The sequence below is a fragment of the Microcoleus harperi Pol14_C6 genome (assembly GCF_036701295.1).
Taxonomy (GTDB): Bacteria; Cyanobacteriota; Cyanobacteriia; order Cyanobacteriales; family Microcoleaceae; genus Microcoleus.
Map to the genome: position 1 here is coordinate 1 of NZ_JAUBQN010000067.1, position 15,840 is coordinate 15,840.

The following is a 15,840-nucleotide window of genomic DNA, read 5'->3' on the forward strand; positions in this document are numbered from 1 at the left end:
TCGCACCATAGGCACGGCTGCACGGCTGGCACGGCTACAATCGCACCATAGGCACGGCTGCACGGCTGGCACGGCTACAATCGCACCATAGGAACGGCTGCACGGCTGGCACGGCTACAATCGCACCATAGGAACGGCTGCACGGCTGGCAAGGTTGGAGAGGCTGGCACGGCTGGCACGGCTTCAAAATGCACCCATCTAGCGCGGTGTGAGTGAGTTTGGGGTGATTGCACGTCTGGCACTTACAAAGTGGCTACAATCGCACCCTAACCACGGCTGCACGGCTGCACGGCTTAGTCGTTAGATATCAGTCATTAGTTTTTAGATATCGGAGCGGTGGCACGGTCGGAGCGTCGGAGCGGTGGCACGGTCGGAGCGGTAGCGGTGGCGGTCAAGCTTTTTTGCGTCACTGGTACGAGTTCAAACCAGACACTTTTTTAAAAACTGAAATCGACAGAAAACCCGCCAGAGTTGGAATCTAGCGGGTTTTTAGTTACAGATGGTTTATGTCAACCATATTTATGAAATCTCAATCAGGCGGGTTGTTCAGTTGTGCTTTCACACTGTTGAGAGTTTCAAGGTGTGGATGGTCAATCACCACCGCTCTTTTTAATTGTTTACCCCGTGTTTCTGTTTTTCTTGCCTGTGCTTTGACAGTTTTCTCTGTCCTGCGGTCATGTCGATTTTTGTCTTTCAGTTCATCGAACGGATTCATCACACCCGATGTAATAGCTTTGTCAGTCCAATCGCAAAGCGCTTGTAAATTCAGAGTTGTATCTTCATTAAGGAAGTAACCTTCTAAAGATTGTTTCTGATTCATTTTTGCTTTCTCAATTACTTTTTTCCAACAGATGTATTGTTCATAAGTTTGAAAAGTGAACTGAGACAAACTGAACTCTTGCATCAACACAGGTTTAAGGATGTTGTCACCCGGTTCGATGCCTAACTCATCAAATTTATCAGCTAGATTTTTGTAGTCACCTACTTTTAAAATCCCTGACTTGATAGCTGGAATTTGACGTTTGATGCTTTCAGGATTGTCTAAAAGCTGTTTCATCATATCCTTAGCAGGGTTGTTTTTAGTGCCGTATCGGTCAGACTTTATGAACTTATCCACATCCTGTTCAGGGTCTAATTCGATGCCTGTGTGTTCCCGTTTTGTTTCGTATCCCCTCGCTTTGATTGTTTGCCCGTTGGGGTTTTCTAGCAGGTAATTAGCGCTACCGTGAAAGCATCCTGAGTGATAAACGTCTTTAGTCTCAAAACTAAATTGACCGATTCTCGGTATTCTCTTCACTTCTAGAGTCTTTTTGTCTACATTTAAACTTTCAGAGGGGCGGTGTAATACATCAACTAGATTGAAAGTATTTTGTAAATGCTGCATAGCCATCACGTCTACCCATTGAGTGCTATTTTCTATCTCAACACCATCAATTATTAGGTAGGGTTTTTGTATTATTTTGAGTGAGGATATTTCTAAATTATTCTCACTTGCAGCCTCTTTCACTTTCTCAATCCATTTTTTACAGCACTTTACTTTTACACCATTGATTGTTAGATAGGGTGTGTTGTCTACCCATTCAATTAATTTATAGTTGAAAGGTTTACCATCAACTATTAAATCATCAACCCATTTACAAACAACATTTTTGTCACCCAAAGAACCTTTTTTGATGTTCCACTGGGATAGTTTAGAGTCCTCACGGTGAAGGTTTACACACTCGCCATTGATGTTAATAGACCTCGGAAACAATACCCCGTTAAGTTCAAAAGCACACCCGTCTGTGATGGGTTGATGACCGTGCAAACCTTTCTCCATATACCACGCTAAAGCCCGCGCTCTTGCGGTGATATTGTTTCCCACAACAGGGTTAGAAGTGACAAAAAACTTGCTTACCATATCACCGTATAAGGTGTTAACGCACAGTTTAAAAAGCACGTCTAACGGTGATTTTTCACCGTATTGAATCTTAGCTTTTTTCCGTTCTATCAGTAAACTATCAACCAACAACTCACCAAGATTAACAGAAAACCAGCCGTGATATTCTCTAAGATTCATCACAATTGATGTTTTTCCATCCTCTTCTTTTATGCGCTGTGTTGTGTTTTTTCCCGTCCAATTTTTAGTTTTTTCGGTTAGTTTTTCTAACCCGTCTTTCCCGTCTTCAACATCAATTCGATATGATGCACAATAGACCGCGCTGCTAGTGATGGTTAAATTGTCGAGTAATTCGTTCCTTTGTCGCTTGCTGGCAACTGATAGAATCCATTGCAAGCCATCGTGAGTTAATACACCGTTTTTTATGTCGTTGTTGAAGACTTTTAAACTTCCAGTGTCTTCATCAAAATCAACATTCTCGGTGGATGTCATCTCGCTATCACATTTCATCTCCTTAAGTGCTTTAGCTAGCATATCGACACCGTGGGAGGACTCCATGAACCAACTAGCGAAAAAGTCTTGAGAGTATTTTAAAGGTTCTTTATTACTCACTCTCGCTTGCCATAATCCACTAAGCAATTCACCCCATTTTTCTTGATTGTTCCAAACCGCATTATCTCCAATTTCAGCAGCTTTGATGAGTGTTTCTATGTCCACACCATAGGAAATCAGCCATTTTCTCAAAGTGATGTAATCGTTATTTTTGCTATGTCTGTAATCGAAAATCTCAGGTTTTCCGATGGGATAATCTTGATTCCTTTGACCTTCACCATAACAACCTGATATGTCGATGTCACAGATTGGATTTTCCCACAGTCCGAGAGAGTTTGGTTTGCTCCTTAAAGATAGTTCAGTTGGGCGATTATTACGACATCTTCCCCCTTCAACTTTTGACAAAATAGCACTTGTAAAATTAACTTGCTTTCTCAAAAAATCAGCGCTACCAGGTTGAATAAAGTCGTTGATTATTACTTTTAAAGTGTCGTTCCATTTTTTAGAATCCACCTTAAAATATTTAGCAAGTGCAGCCTCAAACAAGTCTTTAACTGTGCCACCAATTGTCAATTTAGGCTCTCTATAGTAGGGGGTTAAACCTAACTTTTCATAGACTAATTGCCATTGTTCATTAAACTTTTCGAGTATGTCATAAACCCCCAAATCTCCCAAAGCATACTCTTCAAACTCAACAGCTCTCTCTCTCACCATATCAAGCATCCGCCCTTTTTCTTCTGAGTTGAAATTATCCTTATATTTCAAAGAATAACCGACCGCTTTAGCGACATCCGCATAACCTGCGATACCATGAATTGCACCTGTGTCAACAACTTTTAAACACAACTCAAATTCAACACCATTTAGACTGATGATGTGTTTTAGACTTACAGTATCATTTGTAAAATCAGTTGTTTTCTGTTGACAAAATAAACGCCGTCCTGCGGTGATTTGTTCTTCTCCTTTACTACGGATTAATTGTTTAATTTGTTGTTTAACGCTACCCTCTGCGATTAGAAGTATTTCAGCGGTTGCAAAGTGTGCATAAAGAACAATGTTGCATTTTTTCATCACTCCGATTTCACTGGGTTTAGCTTCTTTGATGGTTACATCAGCACCGCCAATATCTCTCAAATAATCGAGAGGGTGAAACATCGTTGTAGCTTTCAAACAGGGTTTTAAGCCTACTTTTGCCCGTCCTTCATTAACTGCCGGATGTTGTGCGTACATTATCGCGGGTGCATTATTATGAATTCCCTTGATTTGAGTAGTTAACAACACTCGGCTTTTTTGTTGATAGTTGCCGGATTGTGGCGTGAAAAATTCAGTGTCAATAACGAGAGGGATTGTGATGTTTTCTGTATCAACAATAGAACTCATCATTTTACCTTTCTGACTCAAATATTTGTTAGGGGCGATCGCCTCGGAGATTAACGGCAGAGTGAAGACTTGCACACCCTCACCAGCATCATCCGTTTTTTGACGCTTTACGCCACGTTTACCACCTTTACCACCTTTGACACCCTTACCACCTTTGACACCCCTAGCAGTTGATTTAACGGGGTGTGCTGACACTTTACCACCTGAGACATCATCCAAGTTATCACGGCTGATATTCTCGCTAATTTCAGGGCTGTGTGGTAAACTGGAATGAGAACGATTCTCATTTTTATTCTTGTCTGTCGAGATGGCTTGACAGTTTACATCAATGGTTGATATCATTTGATTTAACATGACCTTAAATTTCAATTGTTTGCAACCGTAAGGATTACCAGTCCTGACGGTAAAGAAAGCAGATGTTAGGAGGTGGAATTCCTAACATCTAAAAAATCCGAAATAATACCCTTAAACCGCTTACTTTATTGCAAGCGGTTTTTTAGTGTTTGCGCCCTGGAAGCAACTCAGCAAACCCTTTACGCTTCTTTTTCTTCTTCTTTTTACCTGTGAGGTATTCGTTGATATATCCCTCCATCAATTCCCGTTCTTTAGGAGTGCGAGAATCATTTGATGTGACGTTATTAACTATTAAGAATTGCAATTTTTTCACCTGTGGGGGTTGATTTTTTAATCCATAACATGACTCTCTCTCTATCTACTTAAATATTCGATACTTACAGGATACCACAACATTGGTACGGGGTGTGATAGTCGATCACCCCGTACCAATGTTTACTAAAACTTCAACAATTACAAATTGATTGTAATGGTTGAAATCTCGCCATCAGTAATGGGGTTTTTGTGTTCACTGTTCATAATTTCAATTAGTCCGCTTCCGGCTTCTCCGTAACATCCAGAAATATCAAATAAGTCACCCAAAGCATAATCTTCAAGCTGTGATTTGCTTATTAGATTGAGCTGGGTTTTTTCAGAGTTAACAGAGTTAGAGTGTTGATTGTTTGACATGGTTTTATTGATTGTTGATGATTTGATTACACAATAGCACAGTATTTAAGTGTTTTATTGTGCGTTAACTTTAGTAGATTCTAGAACTATTAAATCGCCTGGTTGACACTGCAAAACTTTACAAAATGTTTCCAAAGTCTCGAAAGGTATAGAACGCATTTTACCTTGTTCGTATCTTTGAAGATTGGAAACACTCATATCACAAAGGACGGCTAACTTACCTTGTGATAAGTCTTTAATAGCTCTCATTTCTTTCAACCTGATAATCATTTGTGTCCCTTCAATTTGTTTTGCCATTTCAATATTTACACAGTATTTGTACGACTGTCATTAGTATATCAATCACAATATCTTATCAAACCACTTATATTATATAACAGATTACCATTTGTGCAAACAGTGTATGTACTAACAATATTAGTACAATAGAGGGGTAAGCGCAACAGAGGACGCACCTCAAATGATTAGACCGACTAAGCCCAAAGCTGAAAAAACCCCCAAAACCCCTAAAACCAGCCTCGGAGAGAGAGCGACCAAAGCTGCACAGGCTACCGCTAACAGCTTAAACACCACCGCCAACACGATCGCCCAAACACGCTCCAACATCACCAACAACGTGCAAGCGGTAACAAGCAATATCGCAGCCGTCACAGGTGGCATCGGGGCGGTAGCGGGTGCAATCACGACAGGACGCGCTCAAGTCGCTGGTGCTGCTATTGATGCACAGCAGGCAACCGCCACCAACTACGGGGCGGGGCAACACCGCTCTGAAATCATCAAAGAAACCGATTTTTACGGTGGCATCACAATGCCTGAGATGGATTTTAACGGTTTAATACCATCCGACCTTTTAAACCCTAATATCGCTGTTACAGCAACAGAGGAACAGTTAACCGCAGGGCTTGAAAACTATGCGGGTGCGATACGAGCGCAAAAACTTTATCAGCAGGGATACAACTATATCGGTGAGCTTGGCAAAACTAAGCAAGCGATGCACAAAGCACAGCAAGAAATCATAAAAGGTGCGACACAAGGTGTCAAGGTTCAACAGGAGATTGTCAGGTTTGACCGCCAAAACATCGAGCTAGAAACCGACATTATTAAGCGCGAACAGTCCGCTGAAAAGTTGAATCAAGAGAGCATCAAATTGACTGGTATGCAGAAGGAAACAACCCAACTCACCCTCAAGATTGAAGCTGTTGAAGCGATGCGAGATGCTGACATTTTATCAATGCAGCAAAAAAGACAAATGATTTTACAAAAGTTAGCTGTTGATATCATCGCTAACTAATAGAAACGCTAAGGGTGCATTCACTACACATCTGTCAACCCTACCAAAATTAAAACAATGCCAAACCCTAAAAACAAGGTATTCTCTCTAATCGGTTCTGCTGTAATCGTAACTATCATCATTACTCTACCGATGCGATTACTTCTTGACCAATACCAATCATCTGAACAAGTCGAAATTATCTATACGCCAATCAATCAATAATCGACTGTGCATCTACCACTAATCAACCCTTACCCTACTTAAAACTAATGTCTCAATACAATCGCATCAGCCTAAAATATCAAATCATCACAGTAGTTTTAGCAGTCGGTTCCGCTGTTGTTTTATTCATCCCTATCAAACAATTCAAACCGTTTAAGACGTTTTCTAGTTACTTGATGAGTGCATCAGTTGTCAGCTTTGTTACTACCCGCCACACTATGAGGGATGTGTTAGATGTAGCCGAAAAACTCGAAACAGAATACACAGAAAATATTGAGAAGGTGGAAAAAGAAAATGTGATACTCACTGAGAAATTAACCACAGCCATTGAAGAAGTTGAAGCCCTGAAACTAGACAAGTATGAACAGCAATTAGAACTTTCTACTTGCCAGAAAGCTCTTAAAGAAGCGCAATTTTTTGACAAAGAAACAGCGCAAAAATTAGTAGAAGAATGTCACAAAGTAGCTGAAAACAAATGTAGAGGTCATATCGCATCACTACTAAGAAACTATGCTGGGTGTGAAGCTAAGCTGACTGCAATCAATCTCGAAATGGAATCTGTGAAAGCGCGATTTTTAAAGAAAATTAGCGAGTTCAAAACACTCAATAATTTTGATGAGATTGTTGACGAGGGTTTGTACTTACAAGAATTAATGATTACCCAGTACATCGAATTGAGATGTAAAGCGCAATCAGTAATCATTACCTATCTGCTAGGAATTACAAAGGACGCTGTACCCTATCCAGACTTTGAGAAATATGTCGAGTCTTATCAGTACAAGTACGACCAAACCATAGAGACTTACAACACTTTACTTGAGGATAGTGACAATCTCTATTCAAACCGTATTAACAAAGCACTCGAACCCGCAAAAGAAGCAGTGGAGCAATTAGAACTCACTCAATATAAACTGCAAGAAGCGCTACAACAGTTGGAAGAAAGTAAAAACCCTTTACAGTTTTCCGGCGCTTCTTCCTTCGCAAATATGGCTAACTCTGTCAGCCTTTACTATTTCAATCGGTATCGAATTCTACTTGACGCGCTGCACTGGGAAGAAACAGAAACCGGGTTCAAAGTTATCTATTCTCTCCGACGCAATCCCGGTTTGATAGAGTCAGAAATCAGTGCTGACAACAGTTTAGAACAGACGGCTGCATTCTGTAACGCGCTGCACGGAACAGAGCCAAAATGGGAGTTTAACCGCCAATTCAGTCAACTTATCTTAACAGTTACTCACCGTCGTACTGTCAAGCTCAAAAACGAATTACCGCGAGGGGTGCGGACTGCTGACAAGTTCTTACAAACTGTTAAGAACTGGCGACGGGTGAGAATCACTGGCGGTTCTGAATCGGGTAAATCTCCGACTGCTGAAAACCTTGCTTGTGCTTTAACTACCCTTCATGATGGTCTTTGTGACTTCTATGACCCGATGTTTGACAGTGTGAAGAACTATCGCAGCATACCCGCAATCGGACGCTCTCACGCTGACTCTGTGCAAGGTTTGAAAGAGTATCAATCACGGATGCAAGCGATGCCAAGCGATAGGTTTTATCTGGCGTGGTTTGATGAGATTGACACCACATTAGATGAAAACCCTAAGTCAGCTAGTGACCTTAAGGCAGTGCTGAAACAGTCAAGCCACAAAAACAGTGGGCTGATTATCACCGGGCAAAATGCCAACGTGAGAAATCTAAAGGGAGGGTTTGACCGCTCCGATATGAATAATTTTGTGTGTGTCCACATTGGCGACAACTACCGGGACGCTATCGCGAACAGTCATTTGAGCGAGTCTGAACGGTCAAACCTGATGAAGACAGGGGACGCGCTGACCGATTACTGTGTCGCCAAAAATGAAGAGTTAGGACTTGACCACACTGACCCCTCTGCCTACCGCTTCGCGCTGGTGTTGGAGCCAAACAAAAAAGGCTATTACATGATACTGCCTGAGTTTGGTGAGTACGTTTGGCAAGAGCCAACCGAGGCAACCGAGGCGATCGACACTGATGAACCGACCGAGGCGACACAATCCCCTAGTGTGACAGTTAACCCCGATTGTCCTCAGTGCGGTAGCAATTCCAAGAAACACAGTTTTTTGAAAACAACCACACCGCCCCGCCGTCGCTACCAGTGCAAAAACCCTGACTGTCGCCACATTTTCACCTGAGTGTATACACTGGGGATTTGTATATACACCATTAATTAATAGAAAAAACCATCAGCATTCTATTAGTTAAACCCTCTACAAATCCCCAAAAAATCTCAGGTGGCTGCTAGGTGGCTGCTAGGTGGCTGTTAGGTGGCTGTTAGGTGGATGCAAACAACTCAGCAGGTGGAACCTTTACACAATAAGGGTTTTGGTTAGGTGGCTGTTAGGTGGTTTTTGAGGTGGCTGGGTACATAGTAGGGTTTTTCACTTTAGCCACCTACAGCCACCTAAAACACATCAAGACTAATAGAAACCCCTCCCACATCGCCAAAAATTCATCACGCTAGATAGCTTTTAAACCGCTCGATTAACTCTCACATCAACACTTCAAGTCAACCCCCTAAATCACCCAGTGTATACACTGGCAATCTAAAAATGAAAACTCAAACCATCCAAAACACCACCAACGGCAACACCGCACCCGCCACCATCGCCACCGCATCCGACACCGCACCCCCTACCACAGCCCCCAAAAAACCTAAAACTGTCACAGTGCCAGAGTTGATAATTGACGGGGGAAGCTCAAGGACTAAATACTATCTTGAAAAAATCACAGGATCCTATCAGTCAATCTGTCGCAAGTTCACCAAAGCGCAAGAGTTGCCCACAGGATACCTCGGAGTGTTCAAGATAGGCGATAGCGGTTATGCTGTGGGCGATTCAGCCCTGTCTCTTTCTGGCGGTGACATTGAAGAAGGTTATGCCAATGACAACAAAATTAAGCTTCTAAATGTGTGGATTGTGGGGAGTTTATGCACTCATCCAAGCTTCTTGTTCAAGCGCATCAAGAAAGCAGGCAAGGGCAACGGGGTCATTAAAATTGACTTGAAAATCGCTCTTCTGTCGCTGTCTTCACACCGCAAAAAGGAGATTGAGAAGGCATTCTCAAACCTAAAGTTTGAGTTTGATGAACGGTTATTTGAGATTAACGTCGTTTCCTACAACCTTTACCCTGAAGGGTATGGCGCTGCCTGTGCAGCTAAAAAGCATATTAAAGAAAGCGGTGGTAAAGATATCAGGTTTCACGTTCTCGACTTAGGCGGTGGCACTCTCACACACACCCCATATAGCAATCAGAACGGTGTACCACGCGCTAGCAATCAGAACAGTGTCAGCGGTGCGGGTGTTGTCTCCATCACAGAATTTTTCGCTAAAGAGGCAAGCAAGGGAGATACAGGGGGCAACATCTATCACTTCTCACGGCTTAAGGACGCGCTTGAATCTAGCAGCGTCAGCGAGTCAGGGGAGTACAGCGCTGAGATAGTTTTGGGCGATTCAACCCGCGACCTAGGCGACAGACTCAAATCAGGGCTTGAAGCTTGGAGCCGTGAAATCATCGGAGTGCGAGAACTGCTGCGAGATGTTCGCCAGATACTACGCAAGGGGGAGCGCGTCTATCTCACAGGTGGCGGGTTCAAGGTTGAAGCGGTTCGAGCCTTCATCACTAACTATTTAGGCAGTGAGTTAGTGGCAACCCTACCCAACCCAGACACCATCAACATCACCGGGCTTGACTGACTGAAGCCACCCCGCTCAAGTCGGCAGTTCATCATCTCCGAGGCGATCGCCCCGCTAGTCTCTGAGCTAGCAGCACAGAAAGGGTTAACCGACTGGGAGATGATGAATCACCTGATAGAAGACGGTCTAGCGCGTCACTCAGCGGCGCTGCTGTGTAGGGGTGGAGTCTGAGACAAAGCACACAACACATTAAGGAGATGAACCCATGTCGAGAGAGTATGACCACCCCTATGAGTACGAAATACCCCTACCCGATGAACTGGCAACCTGTATCGCCCTGATAGTGGGGGCAAAAATCAGAGCCGAAAAACACATCAGTAACCCGTGGGGATTGAGCCAACTAACCGATACTGACCAAGCTTTGATGGATACTGCCAGCGATGCCTTAGACACTGCTGTGCAAGCGCTTGAAGCCGTGCGACAGGCTATCGCTAAGCCACCATCACCCTAGCCACCACAGCGAGCGAGCGGTACACCACAGCACCGCTCGCATCCGCCCCGCCATCCATAAGCAAAATCTGTTATCCATCATAAATCCATCAGAAAGAGTGATGATATTACCCTTGCTGTTATGGATAATATTATGGATAATAGAGACATCACCAGCAAACACAGGAGACGAAAGCAATGACCGTCAGCAAGAAAATCATCAATCAAGCTCAAGAGTTCTTTACCCGCGTCAGTGCGCTATCTACCAAGTTAGAAGTCAGCCAAGCTTGCAATGAACTGTTAGAAGAGTTATCAGCCGAATACAGCGTCAACACTGTTAGCAGCAATCTGACTGAGTTCAAGAGACACTTTCAAAACTTCACTCACTCGCTGCCTGAACTTAATGAAACCATCACCACAAAAAACCGTGGCACACACACTCAGCATTGTGCAGCGTCAATGCTTTCTCTAACCGATGAACAGAAGGCTGCATTAGACAAAAAACGGCTCAAGACTTCACGCGCTCGTGATGGTTTTGATGCTGATGGTGAACTCAGAATCGTTGATGTTCCTAAGTGTGACATCAAGGAAATTGTTCTGAAGTCGGTTGAATGCCTCACCTCTGAAAACCCTCTCGTTATTGCTTGCGGTATTGTCAATTTAACGGGTTTACGTGCTGGTGAACAGAATCAGCCGAAGTATCACCATAAAGGTTTAAACCTTGATATTGAGCGTCAAATGGTGGCGTTAGATAATTATGTTATCGGGTTTAAGGGAGTTCTGAAAAAGCACAATCAAGACGATGTTGAAGCTTTCTATGCACGTCCTACACTCGCACCAGCACAACTGATTGTTGATGCTCAAGCTCGTTACCTTCAATTCGGTGATGTGCAACAAATCCCCACCGACATTAATAAATATCAGCTAAAGTTTCAAAAACAATTCAGAAACAAATACACTGAGATTTTTGGCAATTTGTTGTCAACTGTTGAAGCCTTTGACGATGATGGAAACCTTGCAAAACCCAACGGTTCACCACACAAAGGACGTGTATTCTATGCTTGCGCTTTAAAAACCATTCTCAGACAGAAAGGATTCAACAGTAAAGCAAGCTTGACTTATGTTCAGTTAGCACTCGCACACGATAACGTTAACGAAACCATCAAGTATATCGAGCGCTACGATGAAGGCAACTTTATCAACCCTATCAACATCAACGTCCCCACAAACATTAACGGATTAGGAAAAATGGAAACAGCACCCGCGATTGAAACAATAATTCCAACAGTAGATGAAGGTTTCAATCTTGATGAATTTATTGAAGGTATGAGTTTTGAAAATAACATGAAATATGTTGAGTTTTTTGAAGCGAAAAAGAGTGTGACTAAAGCAGTTATCGCACTGATTGACTACCTCTCGGTTAACAAAAAGTTTGTTGACAAAGGTGTAAATATTTCGAGTCAGCAACCAGCTAGTCAACAGCCTGTTAGTCAACAACCTGTTAGTCAACAACCTGTTAGTCAACAACCAGCGAGTGAAGATGAATCATCAAGTAAAGAAAGCGTGACTGCTAAAGTTGCTCAAATTGTGGAAACCATCATGCACTATAACCGTCAAGTTTTCAACGGTGAGAATGTTGAAGAGTTAGCCGTTCCAAACTACGGGCTGATTAACAGAATTAACCTGCGTTTATACAATAAAAACATGGCTAGCACAACGGTTAAAGCTTACACAGACAAGTGCAAAGAACAGAGTGCTGAACTTGAAAAGATGGGGGTTGTGGGAGGGTTTGACAATACAACTCACAACGGTAAATACTACCGTAAAACAATGGATGAATTAGTTGCTAGAATATTGGAGTACAACTAATCATTTAACCATTGTGGAATCACTAGGATGCGGTTGCAAAGTATGTAAAGCAGGATTAGGCGATAAAGTTAACGAGATGATTCAAAATCAAATCGAACCTGTCGCCGTCCTCAAGTTCTTAAACTCTAAAGGCTGTAAGGTTTCTGAAAAACTTTTGAGAATGCACCTTTCAGCTTTTAGCATTCTATTTCCCGAAAATGAAACTCAGTTCGATACAGAGTTAGAACCCGTCCCTAATAACTTGATTGATATCGACTTTTCACAGTATAAAGTTGATTTAAGTAACCCTGAAATCGCTCTTGAATTGCTACAAAAAATCACTTTAAAAGTGTTTTTAAATCAAGCGCGAATCACAATGCAAGCGCAACAAAAAATCATTGATGGGGTAGCGCCAGATATGCCGAAAGACACAATGAGAAATTACTCAATAGCGCTAGATGCACTAGACAAAACCTCTGCCATTAACCTGATGGTGAATCAAGCGCAAGCGATTAAAACTGTTGAAGCGATGGGATTGACATTCAATTTACCCCCTGCCGAGAATGTTTAGAGTCAAACCAAATCAATCACAAGTTACGAAATATTTCAGCGCTTCAAACCTGAAGACAGTACCTCGAAAATGGGTTGATTTTGCGCGTTTAACAACTATCCGAAGCGGTGGCGGTATGGTCACTTTTGACCCTTACTACTATCAGGAAATAATTTCTGATTTGATGGATGAATACAACAACATCGTTTGTGTAAAGTCTAGACAGTTAGGCTTAACACAAATGATAGCTTGTAAGTTTTTGCACCGTGCAGCGTTAAACCCTGCTTACAGCGCGATCGCCTTTCTGAGAAACCAAAACGACGTATCGGCAATCAGTCGCAGAACAAAGCAGATGTTAATCGGATTAAAGGATTACATCATGCCAGAAAATGACAACGTAGGCTATTTAAAATTAAAAGGGTTAGGAGATATCTATTACAAAAACTCATCACCTGAAGGCTCTCGCTCGATTGACTCTGTGATTGATTTTCTATTTGATGAAGCGGCATTTAGTGAGAATATCGAACAGATTTATGCAGCGTCTAGCCCGTCTTCTGCGATGTCAGGCGACAAAATAACAAAGCTGATTATATCGACACCATCGGCTAAATCTGGCTGGTATTGGGATAAAGTTAATGCTGATAATGAAGGGAGAGATATAGAGGAAATTTGCAACAGAGTAGCAGCCGGAGATTTGTATAATGAAGTACCGGGTTTGTATTGGTTTGAAGATGCACAAGGTACGCTTAAATTGATTGTTCATTGGAGCGCACACCCCGTCTATAAGTCAATTCCCAACTATCTAGACTATCGGTTAAAGCAGGACGGTACAGACACAGAAACCGTGCTGAGAGAGTATGATTTGAAGTTTGTTGATAGTGCGGTATCTGTCTTTAACATCGAGCTAATTAGAGAGAACGCGACGGGTGCTTATGAAGACTTTAAAGAGCCTTATATCGAGTATTATTGTGGGTTGGACACATCCACAATGGGGAGTGATTACACCGTATTTTCTGTTGTTAAATACGATGTGAGAAACAATGTTTATTCATTGGTTCACCTGTATCGAAAGAGGCAAGAAACCAGTCAAGCCCACATATATCAAATCTCTAAATTGATTGAGTTTTATCAACCTAGTGTTGTGGGAATTGAAACAACTGGCGGGGTAGGTAGGATTTATTTAGAAGAGTTAAGCAAAGCACATTATGGTACAGAGTTTCGCGACATAAAGACAACTAGAGATACCAAGATAACTATGGTAGGCACTCTGAATTTAGCGTTAGAAAAGAGACAATTTATCTATCCTGAAAACTGTGTGCTGATTGAAGAAATGCTAAGCTATCGCCGTGTTGGTGCGAAATTAGAGGCTGCCAGCGGTAAACATGATGACACGATTATGAGTGTATCTTTTGCCCTGACTGTGACACCTTTCTTACAGGGTGAACAAATAAGTGGAACGTTACTCGCTTAAAATGGGAAGTTTTTATGAAGATTAAAAGTGATTTTAAAGCTGTTATGTTCAACGAAAATGAACCGCACACCGCTAAAGAATGGTTACTTTATTGGAGTAATAGAAACCAACTGAAGACAACAGAAAAAACAGACTTGAATTTATTTATGAAAGATAAGGGCGATAGAGGTTTGATTTCAGATGCTACTTTTGATAAATCAGGAAAATGTTATATCGTGATTTAGAGCCTCAAACACCTATAAAAATAAGCTAGGCGGGGAAACAGGTATTTCCCCGCCTAAGCCCTGTAACCCTTACCACTACATCAGTAAAATAGACAAAGTTTTCACTATTTTACAAAAAAATCTCCAAATTGCGAAAACCAATTTCACTGCAATAATTGCACCTACGCTAGAACATAAACACCATAGATAAACTAACCATAAAGACGGCTCTTCTACGTCATTTGATATAATTGAAAATAAAGTAATCGTCCCAAAAAAACTAACAATTACTTCTTCAGGATTCTCGTGAAGCCAATTCTTCCAAAAATCATCTTTAAATTTTGGCTGTTTTTTTGGCGGAATAAAACTCTTGGTTATTAGTCCCAATTCTGAAACACCTGTAGAATCATCTATGGGTGAGATAGGGTCTATAACGTTAGTATTTTTCTGAGTATGCGACAAATCGGTATGTAAAGCTAGCCTCAAAATATCCCTCTTACTCATTTTTTGCCAGCCATCAGGACTAATAGTAACCGCATATTTTTCGTAAAACAACTGGCGTTTATGTTCAATACTTAAAGATTGTTTTCCAAACGCATCTAGGAAAAAATCAAGCAAAGAAACTACGGTTAAAGAATTTTGTAGTGCTAATGCCGCTTTTTTATGTCTAGAAACGGTATAAACTATAAGTTTGTTAAAATCCTCTAAACTTATAGTTTTAACCTTTTTTAAATCCTTGGATGCTTCACTTACTACTTTTTGAATTTCTTTACTAAAACCCAGCGCTACTAAGGCTTTAAGTGAGACACCTTCTTTTTTACGAAGAAGACGAGGCAGCCAATTTTCACCATAACCTAAAACTAAGCTTGCACCAGTTAGTCCAATACGAAACTCACCATCAGGCATCTTGTACCCTTCTACTTCGAGTCCCTCAAAAAATCTCACTGTAGCTACTTCTACTTTAATTGCTTCATCAACATTGGTATTAGACATTTTGCCAAGTAAAATTAAATTGTTAAAAACGATTTTAATTCAATATCTTGATGTAAACCATTTAAATCTGTAAAACCCACCAAACCCTTACCCAGTGGCGGGTTTTCTGTTGTGGTTTTTAAAAAAGTGTAAGGTTTGAACTCACACCAGTGACGCGAAAAAGCTAGACCGCCACCGCTCCGACCGCTCCGACCGCTCCGACGCTCCGACCGTGCCACCTTGCCAGCCTGTGTGAGTGACTGCCTGTGCGAGTGACTGCCTGTGCAGCCGTGCAGCCGTGGTTAGGGTGCGG

14 protein-coding genes are annotated in these 15,840 nt (G+C 41.8%); 9 read left to right on the forward strand and 5 right to left on the reverse strand.

Annotation, left to right across the window (positions count from 1 at the left end):
* Positions 1-227: 227 nt before the first annotated feature.
* Positions 228-482, forward strand: a complete 255-nt coding sequence (locus tag QUA27_RS25985) for a hypothetical protein (protein ID WP_333071778.1) — start codon at positions 228-230, stop codon at positions 480-482.
* A 47-nt stretch (positions 483-529) separates the two neighbouring features.
* Here the strand turns inward: QUA27_RS25985 and QUA27_RS25990 are convergent, their stop codons facing one another.
* From QUA27_RS25990 to QUA27_RS26005, 4 genes are all read right to left on the reverse strand, one after another.
* Complete coding sequence (locus QUA27_RS25990; protein WP_333071780.1) at positions 530-4,165, reverse strand: hypothetical protein; 3,636 nt, start codon at positions 4,163-4,165, stop codon at positions 530-532.
* Positions 4,166-4,307: 142 nt separating this feature from the next.
* Positions 4,308-4,469, reverse strand: a complete 162-nt coding sequence (locus tag QUA27_RS25995) for a hypothetical protein (RefSeq protein WP_333071781.1) — start codon at positions 4,467-4,469, stop codon at positions 4,308-4,310.
* A 149-nt stretch (positions 4,470-4,618) separates the two neighbouring features.
* Complete coding sequence (locus QUA27_RS26000) at positions 4,619-4,834, reverse strand: hypothetical protein (RefSeq protein ID WP_333071782.1); 216 nt, start codon at positions 4,832-4,834, stop codon at positions 4,619-4,621.
* Between the two features lie 54 nt (positions 4,835-4,888).
* Complete coding sequence (locus QUA27_RS26005) at positions 4,889-5,131, reverse strand: helix-turn-helix domain-containing protein (RefSeq protein WP_333071785.1); 243 nt, start codon at positions 5,129-5,131, stop codon at positions 4,889-4,891.
* A 163-nt stretch (positions 5,132-5,294) separates the two neighbouring features.
* On the opposite strand from QUA27_RS26005, the gene QUA27_RS26010 reads away from it, so the two are divergent.
* The 8 genes from QUA27_RS26010 (at position 5,295) to QUA27_RS26045 (ending at position 14,576) form a co-directional block, all read left to right on the forward strand.
* Positions 5,295-6,125, forward strand: coding sequence for a hypothetical protein (locus QUA27_RS26010; protein ID WP_333071787.1), 831 nt, complete (start codon positions 5,295-5,297; stop codon positions 6,123-6,125).
* A 251-nt stretch (positions 6,126-6,376) separates the two neighbouring features.
* Complete coding sequence (locus tag QUA27_RS26015; protein WP_333071789.1) at positions 6,377-8,494, forward strand: Ogr/Delta-like zinc finger protein; 2,118 nt, start codon at positions 6,377-6,379, stop codon at positions 8,492-8,494.
* Positions 8,495-8,911: 417 nt separating this feature from the next.
* Positions 8,912-10,054 (forward strand): hypothetical protein, encoded by a 1,143-nt coding sequence (locus tag QUA27_RS26020; RefSeq protein WP_333071790.1) that lies wholly within the window; start codon positions 8,912-8,914, stop codon positions 10,052-10,054.
* A gap of 205 nt (positions 10,055-10,259) precedes the next feature.
* The gene (locus QUA27_RS26025; RefSeq protein WP_333071791.1) at positions 10,260-10,505 is read left to right on the forward strand and encodes a hypothetical protein; all 246 of its coding nucleotides are present in this window, start codon (positions 10,260-10,262) and stop codon (positions 10,503-10,505) included.
* Between the two features lie 176 nt (positions 10,506-10,681).
* Positions 10,682-12,352 carry a protelomerase family protein gene (locus QUA27_RS26030; RefSeq protein ID WP_333071794.1) on the forward strand — a complete coding sequence of 557 codons (1,671 nt, stop codon included), beginning with the start codon at positions 10,682-10,684 and terminating at the stop codon, positions 12,350-12,352.
* 13 nt (positions 12,353-12,365) lie between these two features.
* Complete coding sequence (locus QUA27_RS26035) at positions 12,366-12,902, forward strand: hypothetical protein (RefSeq protein WP_333071795.1); 537 nt, start codon at positions 12,366-12,368, stop codon at positions 12,900-12,902.
* Entirely contained in the window at positions 12,895-14,352 is a 1,458-nt protein-coding gene (locus tag QUA27_RS26040; RefSeq protein ID WP_333071798.1) for a phage terminase large subunit family protein, read from the forward strand. The genes QUA27_RS26035 and QUA27_RS26040 overlap by 8 nt, the downstream gene beginning before the upstream one ends.
* Positions 14,353-14,366: 14 nt before the next feature.
* Positions 14,367-14,576 (forward strand): hypothetical protein, encoded by a 210-nt coding sequence (locus QUA27_RS26045; protein WP_333071800.1) that lies wholly within the window; start codon positions 14,367-14,369, stop codon positions 14,574-14,576.
* A gap of 75 nt (positions 14,577-14,651) precedes the next feature.
* Here the strand turns inward: QUA27_RS26045 and QUA27_RS26050 are convergent, their stop codons facing one another.
* Positions 14,652-15,548 (reverse strand): hypothetical protein, encoded by an 897-nt coding sequence (locus QUA27_RS26050; RefSeq protein WP_333071802.1) that lies wholly within the window; start codon positions 15,546-15,548, stop codon positions 14,652-14,654.
* Positions 15,549-15,840 lie beyond the last annotated feature (292 nt).